This window comes from Pseudomonas mucoides, assembly GCF_015461845.1.
Lineage (GTDB): Bacteria > Pseudomonadota > Gammaproteobacteria > Pseudomonadales > Pseudomonadaceae > Aquipseudomonas > Aquipseudomonas mucoides.
In genome coordinates this window covers 36,843-58,085 of record NZ_JACOPW010000001.1, presented here as the reverse complement: position 1 = coordinate 58,085, position 21,243 = coordinate 36,843, and the positions used below count along the sequence as shown (strand labels likewise).

The 21,243-nt window shown below is 59.6% G+C and carries 20 protein-coding genes and 1 pseudogene; 10 read left to right on the top strand and 11 right to left on the bottom strand.

The features are described 5' to 3' along the window. Complete coding sequence (locus H8F22_RS00275) at positions 1-489, bottom strand: GFA family protein (RefSeq protein ID WP_027923353.1); 489 nt, start codon at positions 487-489, stop codon at positions 1-3. 37 nt (positions 490-526) lie between these two features. After that, complete coding sequence (locus H8F22_RS00270; protein WP_228758643.1) at positions 527-952, bottom strand: PaaI family thioesterase; 426 nt, start codon at positions 950-952, stop codon at positions 527-529. Between the two features lie 230 nt (positions 953-1,182). On the opposite strand from H8F22_RS00270, the gene H8F22_RS00265 reads away from it, so the two are divergent. The 3 genes from H8F22_RS00265 (at position 1,183) to H8F22_RS00255 (ending at position 4,392) form a co-directional block, all read left to right on the top strand. Beyond that, positions 1,183-2,067 (top strand): LysR substrate-binding domain-containing protein, encoded by an 885-nt coding sequence (locus tag H8F22_RS00265; RefSeq protein ID WP_027923355.1) that lies wholly within the window; start codon positions 1,183-1,185, stop codon positions 2,065-2,067. Positions 2,068-2,167: 100 nt separating this feature from the next. Next, the gene (aguA, locus tag H8F22_RS00260) at positions 2,168-3,292 is read left to right on the top strand and encodes an agmatine deiminase (protein WP_027923356.1); all 1,125 of its coding nucleotides are present in this window, start codon (positions 2,168-2,170) and stop codon (positions 3,290-3,292) included. A gap of 2 nt (positions 3,293-3,294) precedes the next feature. Next, positions 3,295-4,392 carry an extracellular solute-binding protein gene (locus H8F22_RS00255; RefSeq protein ID WP_027923357.1) on the top strand — a complete coding sequence of 366 codons (1,098 nt, stop codon included), beginning with the start codon at positions 3,295-3,297 and terminating at the stop codon, positions 4,390-4,392. Between the two features lie 115 nt (positions 4,393-4,507). Here H8F22_RS00255 and H8F22_RS00250 read toward each other — a convergent pair whose 3' ends face one another. Genes H8F22_RS00250 through H8F22_RS00240 form a run of 3 tightly spaced genes read right to left on the bottom strand, consistent with a single transcriptional unit; the run spans position 4,508 to position 7,048 of the window. Continuing rightward, entirely contained in the window at positions 4,508-5,125 is a 618-nt protein-coding gene (locus H8F22_RS00250; RefSeq protein ID WP_027923358.1) for a DNA-3-methyladenine glycosylase family protein, read from the bottom strand. Between the two features lie 5 nt (positions 5,126-5,130). After that, complete coding sequence (locus tag H8F22_RS00245) at positions 5,131-5,934, bottom strand: isocitrate lyase/PEP mutase family protein (protein WP_194939580.1); 804 nt, start codon at positions 5,932-5,934, stop codon at positions 5,131-5,133. 31 nt (positions 5,935-5,965) lie between these two features. Then, positions 5,966-7,048 carry a bifunctional transcriptional activator/DNA repair enzyme AdaA gene (locus tag H8F22_RS00240; RefSeq protein ID WP_194939579.1) on the bottom strand — a complete coding sequence of 361 codons (1,083 nt, stop codon included), beginning with the start codon at positions 7,046-7,048 and terminating at the stop codon, positions 5,966-5,968. Between the two features lie 118 nt (positions 7,049-7,166). Between H8F22_RS00240 and H8F22_RS00235 the strand changes: the two genes are divergently transcribed. Next, positions 7,167-7,586: a VOC family protein gene (locus H8F22_RS00235; RefSeq protein WP_194939578.1), complete on the top strand. Its 420-nt coding sequence runs from the start codon at positions 7,167-7,169 to the stop codon at positions 7,584-7,586. Positions 7,587-8,085: 499 nt separating this feature from the next. After that, positions 8,086-8,478: a DUF6124 family protein gene (locus H8F22_RS00230; protein ID WP_123435643.1), complete on the top strand. Its 393-nt coding sequence runs from the start codon at positions 8,086-8,088 to the stop codon at positions 8,476-8,478. Between the two features lie 207 nt (positions 8,479-8,685). Here the strand turns inward: H8F22_RS00230 and tspO are convergent, their stop codons facing one another. The 3 genes from tspO to H8F22_RS00215 all read right to left on the bottom strand — a co-directional run bounded on the left by tspO (position 8,686) and on the right by H8F22_RS00215 (position 10,906). Continuing rightward, positions 8,686-9,126, bottom strand: a complete 441-nt coding sequence (gene tspO / locus H8F22_RS00225; RefSeq protein WP_027923363.1) for a tryptophan-rich sensory protein TspO — start codon at positions 9,124-9,126, stop codon at positions 8,686-8,688. A gap of 172 nt (positions 9,127-9,298) precedes the next feature. After that, complete coding sequence (locus H8F22_RS00220; protein WP_059180971.1) at positions 9,299-9,919, bottom strand: LysE family translocator; 621 nt, start codon at positions 9,917-9,919, stop codon at positions 9,299-9,301. 90 nt (positions 9,920-10,009) lie between these two features. After that, positions 10,010-10,906 carry a DMT family transporter gene (locus H8F22_RS00215; RefSeq protein ID WP_194939577.1) on the bottom strand — a complete coding sequence of 299 codons (897 nt, stop codon included), beginning with the start codon at positions 10,904-10,906 and terminating at the stop codon, positions 10,010-10,012. 87 nt (positions 10,907-10,993) lie between these two features. Here H8F22_RS00215 and H8F22_RS00210 point away from each other — a divergent pair, with 87 nt between their 5' ends. The 5 genes from H8F22_RS00210 to H8F22_RS00190 all read left to right on the top strand — a co-directional run bounded on the left by H8F22_RS00210 (position 10,994) and on the right by H8F22_RS00190 (position 16,162). Beyond that, on the top strand, positions 10,994-12,325 hold the full coding sequence (locus tag H8F22_RS00210) for an aminotransferase-like domain-containing protein (protein ID WP_194939576.1): 1,332 nt from the start codon (positions 10,994-10,996) through the stop codon (positions 12,323-12,325). A gap of 150 nt (positions 12,326-12,475) precedes the next feature. After that, complete coding sequence (locus H8F22_RS00205; RefSeq protein WP_027923367.1) at positions 12,476-13,444, top strand: tripartite tricarboxylate transporter substrate binding protein; 969 nt, start codon at positions 12,476-12,478, stop codon at positions 13,442-13,444. Position 13,445: 1 nt separating this feature from the next. Then, positions 13,446-13,940: a tripartite tricarboxylate transporter TctB family protein gene (locus H8F22_RS00200; protein ID WP_027923368.1), complete on the top strand. Its 495-nt coding sequence runs from the start codon at positions 13,446-13,448 to the stop codon at positions 13,938-13,940. A gap of 24 nt (positions 13,941-13,964) precedes the next feature. Then, the gene (locus H8F22_RS00195; RefSeq protein WP_027923369.1) at positions 13,965-15,473 is read left to right on the top strand and encodes a tripartite tricarboxylate transporter permease; all 1,509 of its coding nucleotides are present in this window, start codon (positions 13,965-13,967) and stop codon (positions 15,471-15,473) included. Positions 15,474-15,574: 101 nt separating this feature from the next. Next, positions 15,575-16,162, top strand: a complete 588-nt coding sequence (locus H8F22_RS00190; RefSeq protein ID WP_027923370.1) for a LysE family translocator — start codon at positions 15,575-15,577, stop codon at positions 16,160-16,162. A gap of 17 nt (positions 16,163-16,179) precedes the next feature. Here the strand turns inward: H8F22_RS00190 and H8F22_RS00185 are convergent, their stop codons facing one another. The 3 genes and pseudogenes from H8F22_RS00185 to H8F22_RS00175 all read right to left on the bottom strand — a co-directional run. Then, the gene (locus H8F22_RS00185) at positions 16,180-19,827 is read right to left on the bottom strand and encodes a hypothetical protein (RefSeq protein WP_194939575.1); all 3,648 of its coding nucleotides are present in this window, start codon (positions 19,825-19,827) and stop codon (positions 16,180-16,182) included. 176 nt (positions 19,828-20,003) lie between these two features. Beyond that, entirely contained in the window at positions 20,004-20,837 is an 834-nt protein-coding gene (locus tag H8F22_RS00180; protein ID WP_059180968.1) for an AraC family transcriptional regulator, read from the bottom strand. A 108-nt stretch (positions 20,838-20,945) separates the two neighbouring features. Continuing rightward, positions 20,946-21,113: pseudogene (locus H8F22_RS00175) on the bottom strand (VOC family protein); the annotation flags it as partial. Positions 21,114-21,243 lie beyond the last annotated feature (130 nt).

Below are 21,243 nucleotides of genomic sequence, written 5' to 3'. Positions count from 1 at the left end.
TTAGCAGCTCAAACCCAACCGTTCGTGCCATTCGGCAATGGACTCCTCGGGATAAACCTCGAACTGCTGATCACCCGCGTGCGCCTCAACCTCTACCCACGGTGCTTTTGAACCGAGCATCAAGTGCGTGTGCTCCGGTGGTACCGGCAGCGCAGTGTCGATGGCGGAGGCGAACGGGTGGATCAGCTCCGGCCATTCCGGGCTGAACAGCCACAGTCCCGTCCCGCACAGCGAGCAGAAATGCCGCTCGGCGCTGCTGCTGTGCGCCCGTTTATCGCCTTCGTCCTTCAGGCGCGCATGATAGATCGCGATGTGTTTGCGACCGCGAACCTTGAGGCTTGCGGCCTCACCGCCGAGGTTGATCGCAAACCCGCCACCGCCCTGGGTCTTGCGGCAGATCGAGCAATAGCAACGCTGATAAGGGTAGGGGTGGGCACTGTTCAAACTGAACGACACCGCCCCGCAATGGCAGGAACCTTCGAGTTGCATGGCAACCTCCGACTGGTCTGGGGTTTATCCAGACAGACTAGACCGGCACCAGAATCGCATCCCCCGTCGCCACCAGCTTGAGTTGATCACCGCTCTGGGCAAACAGCTCGGCGCGGGCGAATACCTGTTTCTTGCCGGCCTTCACCACCCGGCCGCGAGCGAAGAACACTTCACCGACAGCGGGCGCCAGGCAGTTGACCGAGAAGTGCGAGGCCAGCACGTTGCCGGCGACCGTGCCAGCAGCAAAACCGCAAGCGGTGTCGAGCAGCGCGCCGATCAGGCCAGCGTGCAGAAAGCCTGCGTATTGCGCCATATCGGTGTCGCGAAAAGCCATGCTCAGCTCGGCTTCGCCGCTGGCGGCATGGGTCACCTCAAAACCGGCCCAGCGGTTGAAGGCTGAGGTTGAGTTGATCTGTTTGAGTGCGTCGAGCATCGCGAATCCCTCCAGTTGAGGCACCAACATGCGCCCGGTCTGGAGGGAAGTCATGGTGGATAAGGGAGGGTGATGGGCCTAGGGATTTGTGGTGAATGGGCTGCCGCCATCGCGAGCAAGCTCGCTCCCACAGGGGATTTTGTGAACGCCCGAGGTCCCCTGTGGGAGCGGGCTTGCCCGCGATGAACGATAACGCGGTCCTGCTGGACGCCCGCGAATGGCCAAGGCAGCATGGGCGCCTCCATCACCGGGGCTGAATCATGCGACGACTACCCTCTCTGGCCGCACTGCGAACCTTCGAATGCGCCGCCCGCCACGCGCATTTCGGCCGGGCCGCCGCCGAGTTGTGCGTCACCGACAGCGCCGTCAGCCATCAAATCCGCCAACTCGAAGAACACCTCGGCGTTTCGCTGTTCATCCGCGAAGGCCGACAGATTCGCCCGACCATGGCCGCCGGCCGACTGATGCAAAGCTTGCAGCAAGCCTTCGAACTGATCGGCGAGGCCTGCGATGAGCTGCGCGATCCGTCATCCCTGGCGGTGTTGCGCCTGGCCGTTACCGCCGAGCTGGCGCAAAAATGGTTGATGAGCCGCCTCACGGATTTCTATGCGCGCTACCCGCACATCACCCTGCACCTGTACGAACAACCGATTGACGGCACGGCGCCGGGTGAAGACATCGACCTGGCGATTACCTACGGCACCGGTCCGGTGGACAGCAGTGCGTACTTCGTCAGGCCCTTGCCGGCGTTGCAGTTTTTCCCGGTGTGCAGCCCCGGCCTGTTCAATCAGGGCACGCTGAAAACGCCGAAAGATCTGGCGCGGCATTGCCTGTTGCACGACGATCAGGACGGCAAGACCTGGACGGCCTGGCTGACCAGTCATGCCGGTGATCAACGTCCCGAACGGCAGCTGTATTTCGCTCATGCCGGCCTCGCGCTGGAAGCCGCGGCCCAGGGGCAGGGCGTCGCGATGGGCGATAACCTGACGGCGCAGGAAGATTTGCTCAACGGGCGTCTGGTCCGGCCTTTCACCTCGAGCATGACTGCTCTTGGCCAATACGCACTGGTGTGCGAGCGGGTGCGGCTGGAGCGTCCGGCGGTGGCGCAGATGCTGGAGTGGTTCAACGATCAGTTGATCGATTGATGAGTTGAATTCAACTATTCCGAAATAATCATCGTTGGCGAGGACGGCGCCAGCGACCTTAGCCTGTGGTCATTCCAATCCCCGCTGACGAGGTTTGACCATGGCACGTTTGCTCGATTCCACCCCCAAACAAGACGGTTTCCGCTTGCCCGGCGAATTCGAAACCAAGTCCGGTTGCTGGCTCGGCTGGCCGGAGCGCACCGACGTCTGGCGCAACGGTGCCAAGCCCGCGCAGAAAGTCTGGGTGCAAATCGTCACCGCGATTTCCCACAGTGAACCGGTCACTGTTTGCGCCTCGGCCGCGCAATTCGCCACTGCCCGCCGCCAATTGCCGCCGCAAGTGCGCGTGGTGGAAATGACCTGCAACGACACCTGGTTTCGCGACAGCGGGCCATGCTTCGTGGTCAATGACCACAGTGGCGAAGTGCGCGGTGTCGACTTTGAGTTCAACGCTTACGGCGGTCTCGATGGCGGTTTGTACTACCCGTGGGACAAGGATGATCAGATCGCCAGCAAAATCCTCGAAATCGAACGTTTCGACCGCTATCGCGCCCCGCTGATCGCCGAGCTGGGCGGCATCCAGAGTGACGGCCAGGGCAGCATCCTCACCACCGAACAATGCCTGCTCAACCGCAATCGCAACCAGCATCTGGGCAAGGAAGAAGTCACGCGGCGCCTGACCGATTACCTCGGTGCCGAGCAAGTCATCTGGCTGCCACGGGGCTGCAAATTCGACGAAACCGACGGCCATGTCGATGACCTCGCGTGCTTCGTGCGCCCCGGCGAAGTGGTGCTGCAATGGACCGACAACCGCAATGACCCACAATGGGAAATCTATCAGGAGGCCTACGACATCCTGCGCAGCACCCGCGACAGCCGTGGCCGTGAATTGATCGTGCACAAACTGCCGCAACCGGACGTGCTGGAGTGGACTGCTGAAGAAGCCGAGGGCCTGGATCAGCAGGACAGTACACACACGCGTCAGGCCGGGACGCAAATCTGCGCGTCGTACATCAACTACTACGCCGGCAACACCTCGATCGTGGTGCCGCTGTTTGGTGATCGCAACGATCAGGCCGCCATGGCGACCCTGGCCGAACTGTTTCCGCAGCACAAGATCGTCGGCATCGAAAACTCCCGGGAAATCCTCCTTGGCGGCGGCAACGTGGCTTGCATCACCATGCCTCAGTACGCCGCGCCTGCCAGCCACAAAAAGGGAGTATGAACATGGGCCTGCACAAACTGACTCAAGCGTTAATGCTGGTGCTTGCACCCCTGTGTGTGCAGGCCGCCGACACCGCCAAACCGGTGGTCAACCTGTACATCTGGGGCGAGTACCTGGCGCCGGATACGCTGAGCAATTTCGAGAAAAAAACCGGCATTCATGTGGTGGCCGATCACTTTGATTCACTGGAAACCGTCGAAACCAAATTGCTCACCGGGCGCAGCGGCTATGACCTGGTGCTGACCGCCGGGCAACATCTGTCCAGAGCGATTCAGAGCGGCGCGATCCAGACGCTGGACCGCAAGCAAACGCCGCACTTTCAAGGCGTCGGCGAGGAGTTCCGCCAACACATGGCGGTGTTCGATCCGGGCAACCGCTACGCCGGCATTTATGCCTGGGGCACCACCGGCGTCGGTTACCAGGAAGAAGCGGTGAAGCAGCGCCTGGCCGACGCGCCACGAGACAGTTGGGCGATGCTGTTCGACCCGGCGGTGGTGTCGAAATTTGCCGATTGCGGGGTCAGCCTGCTCAACGATCCCAACGAAGTCTTCGCAGCGGTCATGAAGTACATGGGCCTGGACATCAATCGCCAGAGCCTCGATGACCTGAAACTGGCCGAGCAGCAATTGGCCAAGATCCGGCCGTACATTCGCTACTTCGACAATGACCTGAACATCAGCGACCTGGCCAACGGCAACACCTGCGTGGCGATGTCGTGGAACGGCAACGTGGCCATCGCGGCGGGGCAGGCCGAGGCGGCGAAGAAACCGTTCACGCTGAAGTACCGGATACCCAAGGAAGGCACGTTGATCTGGTTTGACGCCATGGTCATTCCCAAGGATGCGCCACACCCCGAGGCGGGGCTGGCGTTGATGGATTACCTGATGACGCCTGAAGTGATTGCGCCGATCACCGACACCATTCACTACGCCAATGCGATTACGGCCGCGGACGGGCTGGTTGATCCGGCGATTCGCGATGATCCGGGGACGTATCCGTCGGCGCAGGTGCGAGCTTCGTTGTATAGCAAGAATGACAATGGAAAGGCGTTTAACCGGGCGTTGATCCGGGCGTTTAGCCGGTTAAAGTCGGGGTTGTGACATGAGGTGAATGTGATTCCGCCATCGCGAGCAAGCTCGGCTCCTACATTGGATCTTCGGCGTTCACGAAATCCTTGTGGGAGCCGGGCTTGCCCGCGATGAACGATAACGCGGTCTACCGGCTAGGCACCCGCCACAAATACCACGCCGCCACCGTCCGGTACGGGCTCCACCCCAACCCGATCTCCACCATCTGCTTGCGCGTCGGTTGCACCTCCAGCCCCTTCATCCGCCGATAGCCCTCACGTACGCCAAAGTCATCGGCCGGCAAAATATCCGGCCGTTCAAGGCTGTAAATCAGCAACATCTCAACCGTCCAGCGTCCGACCCCGCGCAAGGTGATCAAGCGCTCGATCAACGCCTCATCGTCCATGGCCAACGCCGTCGCATAATCCGGCACCACGCCGTCCAGCGTCGCTTGGGCAATCCCCTGAATGGTCGCGATCTTGCCCGCCGAAAACCCGCAACTGCGCATCTGATCAAACCCGGTCGCCAGAATCTGCTCCGGTCGTGGAAACGCCACTGACGGAAACAACCCCAGCAAGCGACCGACAATCGCATCCCCGGCCTTGGCGTGCAGTTGCTGGTAGGCAATCGCTCGCACCAGCGACTCGTACGGATCGCGAGCCGCATGGGGTTGATGCAGGCACGGGCCGACGGCGGCGATGTGGCGCGCCCAGTCGGCGTCGAGGGACGCCAGAAATTCGGTCGCGGGCCGATAGGGATCGGGCATGGCGATCAAGCGTTCCCGGCCGTTTTCAGCAGGGCGTTGACTTCACCGTACGTAAACGCCTTGAGGTGGCTGCTGTCGAGTTGGCCGGTTTCCAGAAAACCCTTGGCCAGCCCGGCCATGGCGCCATACAAAAACTCGGCGATGCCCGAACCGGCACTCAAGCGCCGCACGCCCAAGGCTTTCAGCGTTTCGGGCGATGGCAGGCTCGCAAGCCCCAGCACGTTCACCGGCAACGTCGTGCCTTGGCACAGTGCGGCGATTTCGTACTCCGCCGACACGCCCGCCGCGAACAACCCGTCGGCCCCCGCCGCTTGATACAACGCGGCACGCTTGAGGGTCTCGGCAACACGGTCCTCGGCCGGCACCAGTCCCTTGAGGTACACATCGGTGCGCGCATTGATGAACAGCTGCACATTGCGCTGATCCGCCACCTTGCGCGCCACTTCGATCTTGCGCACCAGCAACTCGGGCGGGGACGCGCCGTCCTCGATATTGATCCCGACCGCCCCGGCGGCAATCACTGCTTCAATCACTTGCGCGACCCGCGTCAGGTCATCGGAATAACCGGCCTCGACGTCCACGGTCAACGGCACGGAAATCACTCGCGCGATGGACTCGACGGTTGAGACCAGACGGTCGAGGGGCAGGGCGTTGCCGTCCGCATAACCATGGGCCCAGGCCACCGCCGCGCTGCTGGTGGCGACGGCTTTGCAGCCCAGTTGTTCGACGATGCGCGCCCCGGTGGCATCGGCGACGTTGGTGAGGATCAACAAGCCTTCGTGGTGCAGTTGGTGGAATTGCTTGTCCATCGAATGTCCTTCCTTATGACGATTGAGGCAATCAGAACGCCAGTTGTTGGGTCATCTGCAGCGCAGCGTTTTCCAGCCGGAGCAGAAACGCCTTGCGCGGTTGTCCTCCACCATAGCCGGTCAATGAGCCGTCTGCACCGATCACCCGGTGGCACGGCACCACGATGGCCAGCCGGTTGTGCCCGTTGGCCAAACCCACTGCGCGACTGGCGCCGGGCTTGCCCAATAACCTGGCGATGCTGCCGTAGGTGCTGGTCTGGCCGTACGGGATCTGTGCCAGTGCAGCCCAGACCTGCCGGGCGAACTCGCTGCCGGGCGTGTGCAGCGCCACCGTGAATTCGTTGAGTTTGCCGGCGAAGTACTGCGCCAGTTCGGCTTCGATTTGCTGCAAGTGCGCGTTATGCCCCGGCGCGACCGCGTAGCCGTAACGGTTCTGCAGTTCTTCGACTTCACGGGTCAGTGCCGGGCGGTCGAGGAACTCCAGCAACACCAGCCCGCGACGCTCGGCCATGGCAATCATCGGCCCCAGTGGCGTGGTCAGCCGGGTGAAGAGCAGGGGTTCACTCTGTGCGGCCCGGCCCGGGGTGATGTGGAACGACTTCTGGAACGCGTCACGAAAACCGCTGAGGGATTCATAACCCGAATCGAAGGCCGCGCTGTCGATGGAATCGCCCTGTTTGATCCCGCCCAGCGCCATGCCGAGACGGCGGGTGCGCAGCCAGGCGTGAAACGTCATGCCGAAATGCTGTTTGAACCAGCGCCGCAACTTCAGCGGCTCGATGCCCTCGGCCAGCAACTGGGCGTCGGTCCAGCGCTGCTCGGGGTCGGCGTCCACCGACTTCAGCAGTGTCTGTACCCAGTCGGGCGCGATGGCGGCTGCATCCAGCGGTTTGCAGCGCAGACACGCGCGATAACCCGCCGCCATGCATTCATCGGCGTGCGCAAAGAACTCGACGTTCTCCGGTTTCGGCGAACGCGCCGTACACCCGGGGCGGCAGAAGATCCCGGTGGTTTTCACGGCCGTGAAGAACACGCCTTCGTAGGCAGTGTCGCGTTCGAGCATGGCGCGAACCATTTCGGCGTGGGGCGGCAGCACAGCGGTTTGTATGTTCATGGGCTGAGCATAAAACCCTGCGGGCGGTGACTCCACCGGAAAATCGACAGTGAATTTTTGTGGCGCTGGACTACAGTGTCCGGGTTACCGGTCATGCAACCCTTCAGGAACTGATTTCATGCATCCGTTCACGATTCAACACATTGATCACATCGTACTGCGCGTCCAGGACCTGGAGCGCAGCATCACGTTTTACGCCCAGGTATTCGGCGCTGAACTGGTCAAGCGCCGCGATGATCTGGGGCTGGTGCATCTGCGCGCCGGGACCTCGATGATCGACCTCGTCAGCCTGGACGGTGAGCTCGGACGCAAGGGCGGCGCTGCCGCGGGTCAGGAGGGGCGTAACCTCGACCATGTCTGCCTGCGCATCGAACCGTTTGATGAAGCGGCGCTTGTCAGCCATTTGCAGTCTTTTGGTCTGACGCCGGAGAAAGCGGCTAAGCGCTTTGGTGCTGAGGGTTATGGCTTGTCTCTGTATTGCTTCGACCCGGATGGCAACCAGGTCGAGCTCAAAGGGTCGTCCACTGATCAGCCTTAAGCATCCTCGAGCCGCTCTCGTAAAAACTCGATTGGGGAACACGTGAACTTCAAGGGATCAAACTGGCCACTCGATAGGATCCGATCATTTTCTGAAATATGTCGTACGTTTCTTTGATCTTTTTTGAGGCCTTCACGCGTTTAACTTGGCGTGTTTAAAAACACTTGCGGTTACGTCCCGAAGGCTACAAAACCTTGCGCCGTTACCTACGGTTCAGAGAGAATCTGCCGGCTTGTGCGCCTGTGGCTCGGGGCTTATTGTTTCCGTGTCGCTGAATATCAGTGACCGGGTTTGGTAGCCCGTTTGTCCACATGACGCATAGCGTCACCTTTTGCAGATGCTGCTTTTTGGCCTGCGTTTTAATGGTGGCCATGCGCAGGGCGTCTTCGGGCGCGCCGGATTTTCCATGTGGGCCGGTCTACCAACCTTCGTATGGCCACCACCCTTCGTTTGGTAGCGAGGGCGATGGCTCCGACAATCCCACATGGAGTTTTCATCAATGTTCAAAGTGACACCCAACCCGCCAGACACCGATTCACCCGATACCGATCCGCCAAACGCCGATTCAGTGTCCCCGTACGAAACCCTCGACCCCAAAAAACTCCACGACGCCGCCGAGCGCGCGCTCAACTTCTATCTCAATCCGGCGGCGCTCATGAACAACACCCCACGTAAACCCAGCACCATTTACATGATTGCCCCAGACGTCGACCATGAAACCTTACTGGTTCAAACGTGCGAGAACATGGCGTCGGCCAGTGTCATGGCCAGCAACGTGGCGGCCTCGCTAGAGGGGACTCATCGCAGTAACGTCCTGGCATTGCAGCAGGTCATCATGCTGGGGGAGTTGGCGGTGAATCGAATGCTGGATAACTTCGTTCCGCCTAAGTAATCGCTGCATCACGTTGGCGGGGGAGCTTGCTTCCTCGCCAACGGTGCGTGGTGGGCGAGGAAGCCCGCGTGCTCAACTCAACACCGCTTGGCGTACCAGGTCTGTTCACTGCGCAGAAATGGTTATCTTCGAACCCGGTAGCGGGATCGTGACGCTGAAGGCCATGCACCGGGATGTGATTTTCGTGATCGGTTCAGCGGAACCTCATCAGCGGTTATTGCGCAAGATGGAAAAATTCAACGCCGCTGCCACGCAAAGCCACCCAAGGTAAGGCAGCAGAATCAAGCCAGTGATCACATCCAACTGCAACGCCATCACCACCATCACCGCGACCACCAGCCAGAGCAGCATCAGGATCACCATGCTGGCGAAAACGCGATGCGCGCCGAAGAATACCGGCGTCCACAGCGTATTGAGCGCAATTTGCGCGGCCCACAAAGCCAGCACCTCCTGACTGCCAGGGATCAGGGTCAATCGGTACCCGGCCCAGGCGAGCAAAAGGTAGATCGTCGACCAGGCGACCGGAAACACCCAGTTGGGTGGGGTGAAGCCGGGTTTGACCAGCGATTCGTACCACTGGCCCGGTTTGAAAAAGAAGCCTGTGCTTGCGGCGGCACCGCAGGCTAGAAGAAAAACGAGAAAGGTCATCGGCGATCCTTGGCTGAGGTCAGTTGTCTGGGAGCTGCGAAGCCCTGTCGGCAGCATTAAAGAGATGACGCCCGGTGACGCGAAAAGTTTGGAGGGAGGGATGACATTTTTCAGACGCAAAGGAGCGAAGGGGGCGATGCCGTGCTTAAAGAACCATCGTCCCCCCGTTTGATCACGCCCGCTTCGCCATCAACAACACCGAAGCCGCCGCCGACAACAACCCCGCGCAGCACCGGTTGAAAATCCGCTTGCCACGCGGCTCGGCGAACCAGCGACGCATGTGCAATCCCATGTAGGCGTACGCGCTGATGGCGATCCATTCCAGTATCAAAAACAGCGCACCCAGCAACGCAAATTGCGGCGTCACGGCGCGGGTCGGGTCGACGAACTGGGGCAGGAACGCGGTAAAGATCAGGATGGCCTTGGGATTGCCGGCCGCCACCAGAAACTCCTGCCGCGCCAGGGCCATCACACCGACGGGTGGCCGGGTGTCAGCGCGCTCAGCGCCCGGATCGGCACGCCACAATTGCCAGGCGAGGTAAAACAGATACGCCGCGCCGACGATCTTGATTCCGTAGAACAGCATTTCGGAGGTTTGCAGCACCACGGCCAACCCGGCGGAGGCGAGGGCGATCATGCCGGCGAAGGCCAGCAACCGACCGATCCCGGCCACGCAGGAGGTGCGGTAGCCGTAGCGAGTCGAGTTGCTGACCGACAGCAGATTATTCGGGCCGGGCGCCATGTTCAGGGCAAAGCAGGCGGGCAGGAAAAGGGTGAGGGTGGCGAGGTCCATGGCGAGTCTCCGCAAACGAGAACGCCATTTTTATCATGGGCGGTGGACGGACCGCCCGGTACAGCCATGGACACAAGCCGCAGTACACTTTTATTTGGCGAACTTCCTCGCGCCTGCCACGCAGAGAATCACCGCCACGGTGACCCCGAGCATGCCGAGGCTGACCTGTTCGTGCAGCAACGTCGCCGCCAGCGCCAGGCCGAAAAACGGCTGCAGCAGTTGAAGCTGTCCCACCGCCGCAATCCCGCCCTGCGCCAATCCGCGATACCAGAACACGAAACCGATCAGCATGCTGAACAGCGACACATACGCCAGGCTCAACCAGGCCGGCATCGTGATCCCGGACAATGAAACGGGCATCCGCCACACCGTCAGCGCGACCATCAGCGGCAGCGACAACACCAAGGCCCAGCAAATCACCTGCCAGCCGCCCAGTGTTCTGGAGAGTTTGGCGCCTTCGGCATACCCCAGGCCACAGGCCAGAATCGCCAGCAGCATCAGCAAATCACCGACAGGCGACGCGGTAAGGCCTTGGGAAACGGCGAAGCCGATCACCAGCAAACTGCCCAGCACCGAGAAAAACCAGAACGCCGGCCGTGGACGTTCGCCACCGCGCAACACGCCAAACGCGGCCGTGGCGAGCGGCAACAGACCGACAAAGACGATGGAATGCGCCGACGTCACGTATTGCAACGCCAATGCCGTCAGCAGCGGAAAGCCGACTACAACTCCCAGCGCCACAATGACCAAAGGCAACAATTGACTACGCGCCGGGCGCTTTTCCTTGAACAGCCACAGCATGCACAGCGCCAGCACGCCGGCGATGGTGGCCCGGGCGACGGTCAGGAACACCGGGTCGAGTTCGAGCACAGCCACGCGGGTGGCGGGCAGTGAGCCGCTGAAGATCAGCACGCCGATGAAGCCATTGATCAGCCCGCTGGCGTGCTTGTCCAGTGTCGGTCTGTTGAGCGTTGAGGTCCTGTCCATGTGGCGTCTCCGAGGCAGGTTGCGTGAAAGGCATCTTATGAGCCAGGATTAAGAACAATCAAAAAATTGTCATGGATACACCCCACGATGCCACGCTCCCGTTACAAGTCCCTGGTGGACACCCTGGCCGCCGATATTCACGCGGGGCGCTTGCTGCCGGGCACACGCTTGCCGACGCACCGTCAGTTGGCCGCCAGCGAAGGCCTGGCGCTGGTCACGGCCAGCCGGGTGTATGCCGAACTGGAAGCGATGGGATTGGTCAGCGGTGAAACCGGGCGCGGGACCTTTGTCCGGGAGACGTCGTTGCCGCCCAGCCACGGCATCGATCAGCCGGACATTGCGCCAGGGGTGATTGACCTCAATTTCAACTATCCCGCGCTGCCGGGGCAGGCCGACCTGTTGCGCAATGCCTTGCGCCAACTCGCGTTGTCCGGCGACCTGGAATCGCACCTGCGCTACCAGCCTCACTGCGGACGGGCGCATGAGCGCGCCTCCATTGCTCGACATTTGCTTAGCCGTGGCCTGACGGTTGAAGCCGACAACGTGTTGATTGTCAGCGGCGCTCAACACGGTCTGGCAGTGACGTTGATGGCATTGCTGCGACCCGGTGACGTAATCGCGGCGGACGCGCTGACCTACTCGGGTTTCAAAGTGCTGGCCGCCACGCTGCACCTTGAAATCGTGCCCATTCCCGTCACGGAACACGGTCCGGATCTGCAGGCGCTGGAGGACCTGTGCCGCCGCCGGACAGTGCGCGCCGTCTACACCATGCCGACCCTGCATAACCCGATGGGCTGGGTGATGCCGGCCGAGCAGCGCGAACATCTGGTGTCGATTGCGCGCAAGCACGACCTGCACATCATCGAGGACGGGGCTTATGCGTTTCTCGCCGAAGACCCGCCGCCGCCCATCACTGAGTTGGCCCCGGAGCGGACGATTTACGTGTCCGGTTTTTCCAAGAACGTCGCCACCGGTTTGCGCGTTGGTTTCATTGTGGCCCCTGCGCAGAAGGTCGCCGAGCTCGAGCGCACAATCAGGGCGACCACCTGGAACACCCCGGGCGTTATGACGGCCATCGCCTGCGCCTGGCTTGAGGATGGCACCGTCACCCGGCTCGAAGCGCAAAAACGCGAAGACGCACAGGCACGACAGAAGCTGGCCGATGAGGCGCTCAGCGGACTTGCGGTGATCCGCCATCCGTCGTCCTACTTTCTGTGGCTGCCTTTGTCGGAAGACGCACGGGCAGACCAGATTGCCGTGGCGTTGATGCGTGAGCAGGTTTCTGTGTCCACCGCCGAACCCTTCGCGATTTCGCTCCATGTACCGCACGCCTTGCGGTTGGCGTTGGGCTCGGTGGACATGGACACACTTCGACAAGCACTGGTGAAAGTGAAGTGGGTGGTGGACGCGCATACGTAAAAAGTCCAAGGCCCCGGGCGATCTGGACAACAACACACCCTCAATCAAAACCATGGCCTACGCTTGTTCACAGACGCATGTTCAGTGAGCAGGGGTTGCTCCTGAGCGCGATTCAACGGCACCTACAAAAACAAGATCAGGAGACCGCTCATGTTCGCTTTGTTCCGTCGTTTCAACTACGCCGCTGCTGTGGCGATTACCGCTGCCGCACTCTCGACACCCGCCATGGCGCTGGACACCGTCAAGTTCATGGCCCCGGGTTCGGTCGGTGGCGGCTATGACCAGACCGCCCGCGAACTGGGCAAAGCCTTGATCGAGGCCAAGGTCGCTAAATCCGCCACCTTCGAAAACAAGGGCGGGGCGGGTGGAACGCTGGGGCTGGCGCAGTTTGCCAACAGCACCAAGGGTGATGGCGATGCGTTGCTGGTGGTGGGCGCGATCATGGTCGCGGGGATTGAACAGAACAAACCGCAAATCACCCTGAAGGACGTGACACCGATTGCCCGGTTGTTCACGGAGTACAACGTGATTGCAGTGCGCAAAGAGTCCGAGTTCAAAACCCTGGAAGACTTGCTCAAGGCCTTCAAGGAAAAACCGACCAGCATCACGTGGGGCGGCGGCTCCAAAGGCTCGGTCGATCACATCGGCATCGCCGAACTGGCCGGCAAAATGGACATCCCGGTGAACAAGGTCAACTACGTCGCTTTCGCCGGTGGTGGTGAAGTGGTTGCCCAGGCGCTCGGCGGGCAGATCAAGGTGATCACCGGCGGTTATGCCGAACTGGGTCAATACATCAAGAACGGCCAGTTCCGTGTGCTCGCCATCGGCGCGCCGGAGCGTGTGCCTGGCATTGATGCACCGACCCTCAAAGAGAAAGGTTACGACGTGATCATCGGCAACTGGCGCGGTGTGTACGGCGCGGCAGGCCTGAGCCCGGAGCAGCGTAAAGAACTGACCGACGCCGTTGTCGCGGCTTCCAACAGCCAATCCTGGAAGGACAACATCCAGACCAACGCATGGTCGCCGAGCGTGTTGACCGGCGATGAGTTCGGCAAGTTTGTCGCCGAAGAACACGTGCGGTTGCACGCGATGCTGGTCAACGTCGGGCTGCTGAATTGACATGGCCGGCCCGCGCAACATTGTGCCGCCACAGTTGGCGATCGGCCTTGGCCTGATCGCCATCAGCGCCGTTCTGGCGGTCGGTGCCTTCCGGTTTCCGCCCGAGATGGGCTTCGTCATTTTGGGCGCGCATGTCTATCCCTATGGGTTGGCGGTGTTCCTTGGCGTGGTCGGTTTGCTGCTGAGTTATCAGGCCGTTACCGGTGGTTTTCGCGAGCTGGCGGATCACCATGACGAATCGGCCAAAGCGCTGCCCGGCGGCAAACGGGGTGTGGCGTGGGTGACGGCGGGACTGGTGGGGGTGGCGGTGCTGATCAACCTGATCGGTTTCGTCCTCGCCGCCGGGCTGTTGTTTGTCTGTGCCGCACGCGGGTTTGGCAGTCGCCATCCACTGCGCGACCTGGCCATCGGCATTGCCCTGACGCTGCCGATTTATTGGCTGTTCAACGCCGGGCTCGGGGTTTCCCTGCCGCCCCTTGTCAACGCCTGGATCTGATCCGGGCCACAGGAGATCAACCCGGTGGATATTCTTGCAAGTCTGGCGATGGGGTTTTCCGCCGCGCTGTCACCGATCAATCTGATGTGGGGCTTTATCGGCTGTCTGCTCGGCACGGCCATTGGCGTGTTGCCCGGCATTGGGCCGGCGCTGACCGTGGCGCTGTTGCTGCCGATCACCGCCAAGGTCGATCCGACCGGGGCGCTGATCATGTTTGCCGGTATCTATTACGGCGCGCAGTTTGGCGGTTCCACGACTTCCATTTTGCTCAACACGCCGGGTGAGTCGTCCTCCATGGTCACGGCCCTGGAAGGTAACCTGATGGCCCGCAATGGCCGGGCCGGGCCGGCACTGGCCACGGCGGCCATCGGTTCATTTGTGGCCGGGACGATTGCCACGATCCTGCTGACGCTGTTTGCCCCGGTGGTTGCCACACTGGCGCTGAAATTCGGCCCGGCGGAGTATTTCGCGATTCTGGTGCTGTCGTTCACCACCGTGTCGGCGGTCCTCGGCGCGTCGATGCTGCGCGGTTTCGCCTCGCTGGGGGTGGGCCTGGCCATTGGCTTGATCGGCCTGGATTCGACCTCGGGCATTGCCCGCTACACCCTGGGGGTGCCGGAGTTGGTGGATGGCATTGAAGTGGTGTTGGTGGCAGTGGGTCTGTTCGCGGTGGGGGAAGCGTTGTACAGCCTGTTGTATCAAAAAGAAGAAGCCGGCAACCGACACCGCTTGACCTCGTTGTGGATGACCCGCGCTGACTGGAAACGTTCGGTTCCGGCCTGGCTGCGCGGCACCCTGATCGGCTTCCCGTTCGGTTCAATTCCGGCCGGTGGCGCCGAGATTCCGACGTTTCTGTCCTATTCGGCCGAACGCAAGCTGAGCAAATACCCGAAAGAGTTCGCTGGCAGTAAAGGCGAGGGCGCGATTGAAGGCGTGGCCGGGCCTGAGGCGGCCAACAATGCCAGTGCGACCGGCTCGTTGGTACCGCTGCTGACGCTGGGCATTCCGACTTCCGCCACGGCGGCCATCCTGTTGGCCGCGTTCCAGAACTACAACCTGCAACCCGGCCCGATGCTGTTCCAGACCTCGGGCGACCTGGTCTGGACCCTCGTCGCTTCGCTGTACATCGGCAACGTCATCCTGCTGGTGCTGAACCTGCCGCTGGTGGGTTTGTGGGTCAAGCTGCTGCAGATTCCGCGACCTTACCTGAACGCTGGCATCCTGGTGTTCGCCACCATCGGTGTGTACGGCATGCGTCACTCGTCGTTCGATCTTTTGCTGATGCTCGGCATCGGCTGGGGCGGAGTGCTGATGCGGCGTTTTGATTTCCCCGTGGCGCCGGTAATCGTGGGGATGTTGCTCGGGCCGATGGCTGAAAAGCAGCTGCGTAATGCGCTGTCCATTAGCGAAGGCGACTGGACAACCTTTCTCACGCAACCCATCGCCGCATCGTTCCTCGCCCTGACGTTGCTGGTGCTGATCGTCCCGCATTTGCTCCACGCCCGAGGCATCAAGCTGCACGAGGATGATTGAACCCATACGTGTCGCAATGCTTTGGGCAGTTTTCTTCAATACGCGCAGCAGGGTGCTCAGTAACTTGAGCGCTGATTTCCCTGAATTGAAGAAGGTGCGCGATGAGTCTGTTGATTTCCATGGCAACGTTTGCACTGGTGGCGTCGATAACGCCGGGGCCGGTGAACATTGTGGCGTTGAGCTCGGGCGCGCAGTTCGGCTTTCGCGCCAGTCAACGGCACGTCGCCGGGGCTACGCTGGGGTTCGTGTTGTTGCTGGTGTTGATGGGGCTCGGGCTGCATGAGGTATTGCAGGTGTGGCCGGCGCTGACGCGGGTGGTGCAATGGGCGGGCGTGGCGTTTCTGTTGTTCATGGCCTGGAAACTGGCGGCGGACGATGGCCGACTGGATGTGAACGGGTCCGCAAAGGCGCCTTCGATGGTGTACGGCGCAATCATGCAATGGCTCAACCCGAAAGCCTGGCTGGCCTGCGTGGCAGGGATGGGCGCCTTCGTCGCGGACGGTGAGGCGCGGCTGATCTGGCAGTTTGCGGCGGTGTATCTGGTGATCTGTTATGTGTCGGTGGGCTGCTGGGTGTATGCCGGAACATTCCTGCAGGGTTATTTGAATAATCCGGCAGGAATGCGCTTGTTCAATCGGGTCATGGCGCTATTGCTGGGGGCGAGTGCCGTGTATCTGCTGGTTTCCTGACCCCCGGACAACTCGCCTCAATCGAGGCCGTGCAGCAAACTGAACTCGTTTTTTGTCAGCGCAGTGAAGCGGTTGTTTCGCAGTTGGCTGATGGCATACAGCGCGCGACCTGTGCGGCCATTACCGTCGCCCAAACCGTGGAAACCCACGACAGTTGCCAGCAAATGTTTGTCGAAGTACTCATGGCCGGTGTCCAGCGTTTTCAGGTGCTGTTCCATTGCGGCGAAGCCACTGATGTTGCTGGCGTACTTCTTGTCATTGACGCCAATGCGCACGACGTCAGAGGTCGCGGGGGCAATCCGTGCGTGCACCTCTTTGATCACCGCCGGATCGGTCAGCGGTTTATTGTTGCCTGCATAGTCACGCAGGACCTGAACGATGCTCTCAACGTCATTACCGGGAGAGGTCGAACCGTTGACAATCCAGGCACCGGCCCTACGCGAATTATCCGTAAAGCCGTTCGGGTTGAACGTTGCTTCCGGCATGGCCTGGTTAAACGGCGCCTTGCCCAGATCCTGTTTCAGCACGTTTTGCTGGTAGCCCTTCATGTAATTGACGTTTTTTGCTTCGAACTGGGCATAGGTGGCCAGCGTGTCGGCATAACCTTGGGCACCCGATGCGGACCGTGCGGTGGTGTAGCCATATTGCGATTTGTCCAGGACTGCGGCGAACAGGTCATCGACCGCCGTTCGGCCTATCAATGCCTCCAGATCCTGCGCTTGCTTGAATGGGATCGCCGATTCGATGACCGCTTTATTGAACAGATGCTCAAGTTCAAGGTGGGTCGCACCCTCCGGTAATCGAATGTACTTGTCCCCCAGACGGGCGACAATCTGTTCGACCGTCTGAAGGCTGTCGTCCTTGAACAGCGCACGCCCATGGGCAACTGTGTCCAGCGACATGCGAAGCCGGGGCCCGACACCGGTATGGTCGACGGCCTTGATCAAGTTGTAGCTGTTGGCACCGGTTATGTAACGCAGTTGCTGTCTGGCGGCGTGTGCCGCGGAGAGGCCGCTGCCGCTTAGTTTTGTTACGCCCCGGCCGAGTAGCTTGGCGCCCCCCTTGAGCAGATGTGATGCACCGCTGACCGGATTGACCAGACTGACGGCGGTACCGGCCACAACTTTGGACGCAGACAACAGTTTCGATACCAGGGTCGAGGCTTTTGCACTGATCGCGACGACTTTGACGCCGATAATCGCGAAGGACACGACCAGCGCTGCGGCGTCGATGACACACCCCAGTATCGCGTTACGTTGTCTGGATGGAACACCTGAGGACAGATCCTCAATGCACCCTTTGAACGGAACGATCAGGTTCAAAATGACGTTAAAGGCGGCATCGGAACTGGCAATGGCTTGTTCGCGCGCCGTTTCGTCAAGGCTCAACGTTTTCAAGGCGGCTTTGTTGAAGTACGGGTTCTGCTTGGCAATAAAATCGCTGATTTCATTTTTCCGCTGGGAGCGGAAGTAGCGGTTCGGCGAAGTAGTGTCGGTATTGTCAGAAGGTACATTGAACTCGCCGAGTTTGTGGAAGATAACCTGAGAGCGCTGGTCGCTACGGGGTGCCAGGTTTTTATAATACGCCTCGTCGTCTATGGGTGCCTCGTGAAAGACTCTTTTTTCTGGATAGCTTTTTTCGAAGTCAATATCGACGCCTTTTAACCAATACGCTTCAGTCAGTTGTTTGTTTACGACGCATTCCATTCTGAGTGGGAAAAGTTCATAGCCACGAATTTGCGAGTCCTTTCGTGCATAGATAATGACTCCATAAGGGCCTCTTTCGCCCAATGGGACGACGCCATCAAGTCCTCCCGGCCCCCACGAATTGACTTGGTAAATCGCTAGATACCCTTCTTCGATGAACTGCCTGTCCAGGGGGCGAAGTTGCGAAAAAGCAATGTTGATCGAGGCAGATAACGCGTGGGTCATCGTATCGATATGGTCGTCAAAGACGGGCTCGTACAGTTCGGCAACGGGAGGCATGCGGACTAGGTGAGGGAAAGACTTGTAAATACTTTCTCCTGAAATCCGGTCCCAATCCTCAGTATGAAGTTCGTCCCCCATATAAAGGTCTATCACCGATACCTTTCTTCCCGCCCCTCCACCGGTACCGCGATGTTTGACCAACAACTCCTCCGGGTCGCAGTCCGATTCCCAGGATTTCAACTCTTTCAACGCAAGTGCCTTGCGATGGGGTAATGGCTTGCCGAGTTGTTTCACGGCGCTGTTGATCATATCGATGTGCTGTTGATATTCATCCATGGCCAGGGTGACAGCATCCTTACTCAGGTTGCCTTCGGCGTCCCGGGAGACAAGTCTGTTCATCAAGGCCCAGGTGATGACCGGATCGACCGATACCGTCGTCGACAGGTTTTTTACAGCCGGGCTCAATTCCGATATCCGGCCAAACCCGAGCAACTGCTGATACGTCATGCTTCGAGAAACGCCGGGAACAATCGATTCGGCAAAGTGCACGGCTTGGGTGAATACAACCCAGCCGGGCGTTCCAAGGCGTAGTTCGGGCGGCAGATCATGGACCAGATATTCCGGTGCCATGCCTCCCAGGATCAGCTCTGCCACCAGCGGCGAAAAGAGTTCATGCAGTTTGAATGTAGAAACCAAATGCTGTTCAAGTTGCGTGCGCACGTCGGCCGGACTGGCCAGCAAGTATCGTTTGGAATAGAGGTCGAAGCCGGCAAATGTGGTATTGGCCCGATCAGCAGCGGGGTCCAGGTCAAGCAGTATCGCCGCGATGACCAGTTGCTCAATAAACGGCTCTGCGGGTTTGAGGCCCGTCTCATCGGCGAACCATCCCAAGGCATCGATGTACGCTTGCCCATTGTCGGAGGCCCACACGGCGATGTCGATCAGCCGCGCCATTTGGTAACTTTGGCTGGTGGGCAATCCATCGGAAGAACCGCTTTCGAGCCTCAGCGAATCGCCAAGCAGGGCAACCAGAGAAACTTCGCCTGCGGTTTGCTCCTCGGAGACCTGGCGAATGATTGCACGGTTTTCTTCCGTGAGATTGAACGGAGAGTCTTCCGGTGAATCCAGTAGTTGCCAATAATCTTCATACGCAGGGCTGTCTGGCAGTGTCGAGTGATTGATCAAGTCGATCAGCTCTTTGGCGCTTTCTACGGTGCCAGGCAGTGGCAAGCCGTGAATGTTTAACCACTGACTGACCGCCATTTTCTCGGTGGCGGTCACCCACCCACCGGTCAACCTGGCCATACTCGCCAACAGTTGAAGGTCTTCTTCGAACGATTCAAGACCGGCGACATAGTGAGTGATGTCTGTGCGGGCAGAGAAGTAGCCGACGGTGATAACGTCAGTTTCGATGGTGCGGCTGCTGACGTTCTCATGGGTGTAATAGAGATGACCCGACTCATTGACTTGAAAAGAACTTGTCGGGGGGATGGACCGTTCAGCGCGAATCTTTAAAAAGTCGGGGTGACGAATAAGCCTGGATAGGCATATGGCGGCAGGGCGATGCAAGTTATCCAGATGAGAGTTTGCCATGCGTGTGACCGATAAGCGGTCCCACGACCAACCGATGGTTTCCATGACGTCTGCATCACTGAGGAAGTTGGCAATAACCTCGGTAATTGATTGTTTCTCTTGTTGGTTGTTGAGGTTAAAAAGGTTGTTGTATGAATTGCTCAAGTGAGAAGTTCCATCTTCTGGTGTTGGTTTCGGGTGTGACTTGGAAGAGGAGCTTAAATAAGTGGGCGCTGCGTTGTCATTTTAGTTGTATGTCTTTGTATGACTTGTGTATGGGTTTAGTGCGGTTTTAATAGTTTCCATGCAATTAGATAATGCTCTAAGTGCAGAGTGTTTTCTTAACCGCGATACTGTCCGGGTGTCGCTGCCAGGTGCTGTTTGAAGACGCGCTGGAAATGCGCCTGATCAGCAAATCCCGCTTCCAGGGCAACATCAGCAATCAACTTGCCAATGCGCAATTGATCACGAGCGAACTGGATACGCCGGTTAACCAGAAAGGCATGGGGTGTCATGCCGTAATGTTGCTTGAAGGCGCGAATCAGGTAGGACGGCGACAGTTGAGCCGCGTCGCAAATGTCTTCGAGCTTGAGTGGGTGTGTGCAGTTGTCACGAATGTAGTCGGCAGCCCGCTCCAGCTTGAAATTGGGTTCGCGCGGCGCTTGATCGACCGGGTTGAGCCGCTGTTGTACCTCGGTAAAAAACTCTACCGCCGCGCTGTGTTTGCACAACACATCCTGCAGAGGATCAACCAGTATTTCGTACAAATCGTTGAGGCCGGCGAACAGGTTGCCGTCGCGGGTGTGGGTGATGGAAAAGCGTCTGAAGGCCGAATCCTGGCTGAAACCGAGCTGATGTTGCAGATCGGTCAGCCAAGGCGTCTCGACGTACAGCATCAGGTACGACCACGGCTGGTCGTCGATCGGATTGCAGGCATGCACATCATCAGGGTTCATCAACACCACGGTGCCGGTGCTGACCTCGAACTGCGCTTGCTCGTGAAGGTAGGTGCTGCGCCCGGCGGTGATCGCACCGATGGAAAAGTGCTCATGGGAATGCCGGGTGTAGCAGACCTCGCGGCCGTCGGCGATGGAGCGGGCTTCGATGAAGGGCAGGGCATCGTCACGCCAGAAGCGGGGGGCTTTGTCAGCGTCTTTGGCAACGGTGTGCTTCATCGTCAATGTCCTCGGCAGGCCAGCAACGGAGTGTATTAGCTCTCGCCGTCAAAGGCTCGTTGAGACTTGGTGGTGTTCGAGCTTTTCAGCATTTCCGTGCGCTGGATCGGTCAGCACCATGCCCTCGGGCATGGCGTGAATCTCTTGGCCAGCCTTGCCGTAATGGGGGGGGGTAGTGATTTTTGAGTGATCGAAGATCGAACAGTAAAACTTTGCCGCCTCTTCGGCCTGAGTGTCAAACCAAAGGCAGGGAGTCAGTTTTTGCACGCGTTGCAGGGTGGCGCTCCTCTACGGGTTACTCATGCTGGGCTATCAGCGTAGTCGGCCTGGCGCTGACTGGTCGGACCGTAGATCGCAAATCTTGCCGAAGTATCGAGTCAATATGACTTGTTTGTGGGTCATAGTG

What these genes read in the sequence shown, in the direction of transcription:
- aguA (WP_027923356.1), top strand. Translation starts at nt 2,168, where the DNA reads ATGGCACGTTTGCTCGATTCCACCCCCAAACAAGACGGTTTCCGCTTG.
- H8F22_RS00265 (WP_027923355.1), top strand. Translation starts at nt 1,183, where the DNA reads ATGCGACGACTACCCTCTCTGGCCGCACTGCGAACCTTCGAATGCGCC.
- H8F22_RS00250 (WP_027923358.1), bottom strand. Translation starts at nt 5,125, where the DNA reads ATGCCCGATCCCTATCGGCCCGCGACCGAATTTCTGGCGTCCCTCGAC.
- H8F22_RS00230 (WP_123435643.1), top strand. Translation starts at nt 8,086, where the DNA reads ATGTTCAAAGTGACACCCAACCCGCCAGACACCGATTCACCCGATACC.
- tspO (WP_027923363.1), bottom strand. Translation starts at nt 9,126, where the DNA reads ATGACCTTTCTCGTTTTTCTTCTAGCCTGCGGTGCCGCCGCAAGCACA.
- H8F22_RS00210 (WP_194939576.1), top strand. Translation starts at nt 10,994, where the DNA reads ATGCCACGCTCCCGTTACAAGTCCCTGGTGGACACCCTGGCCGCCGAT.
- H8F22_RS00255 (WP_027923357.1), top strand. Translation starts at nt 3,295, where the DNA reads ATGGGCCTGCACAAACTGACTCAAGCGTTAATGCTGGTGCTTGCACCC.
- H8F22_RS00200 (WP_027923368.1), top strand. Translation starts at nt 13,446, where the DNA reads ATGGCCGGCCCGCGCAACATTGTGCCGCCACAGTTGGCGATCGGCCTT.
- H8F22_RS00205 (WP_027923367.1), top strand. Translation starts at nt 12,476, where the DNA reads ATGTTCGCTTTGTTCCGTCGTTTCAACTACGCCGCTGCTGTGGCGATT.
- H8F22_RS00220 (WP_059180971.1), bottom strand. Translation starts at nt 9,919, where the DNA reads ATGGACCTCGCCACCCTCACCCTTTTCCTGCCCGCCTGCTTTGCCCTG.
- H8F22_RS00215 (WP_194939577.1), bottom strand. Translation starts at nt 10,906, where the DNA reads ATGGACAGGACCTCAACGCTCAACAGACCGACACTGGACAAGCACGCC.
- H8F22_RS00270 (WP_228758643.1), bottom strand. Translation starts at nt 952, where the DNA reads ATGTTGGTGCCTCAACTGGAGGGATTCGCGATGCTCGACGCACTCAAA.
- H8F22_RS00245 (WP_194939580.1), bottom strand. Translation starts at nt 5,934, where the DNA reads ATGGACAAGCAATTCCACCAACTGCACCACGAAGGCTTGTTGATCCTC.
- H8F22_RS00180 (WP_059180968.1), bottom strand. Translation starts at nt 20,837, where the DNA reads ATGAAGCACACCGTTGCCAAAGACGCTGACAAAGCCCCCCGCTTCTGG.
- H8F22_RS00240 (WP_194939579.1), bottom strand. Translation starts at nt 7,048, where the DNA reads ATGAACATACAAACCGCTGTGCTGCCGCCCCACGCCGAAATGGTTCGC.
- H8F22_RS00275 (WP_027923353.1), bottom strand. Translation starts at nt 489, where the DNA reads ATGCAACTCGAAGGTTCCTGCCATTGCGGGGCGGTGTCGTTCAGTTTG.
- H8F22_RS00190 (WP_027923370.1), top strand. Translation starts at nt 15,575, where the DNA reads ATGAGTCTGTTGATTTCCATGGCAACGTTTGCACTGGTGGCGTCGATA.
- H8F22_RS00235 (WP_194939578.1), top strand. Translation starts at nt 7,167, where the DNA reads ATGCATCCGTTCACGATTCAACACATTGATCACATCGTACTGCGCGTC.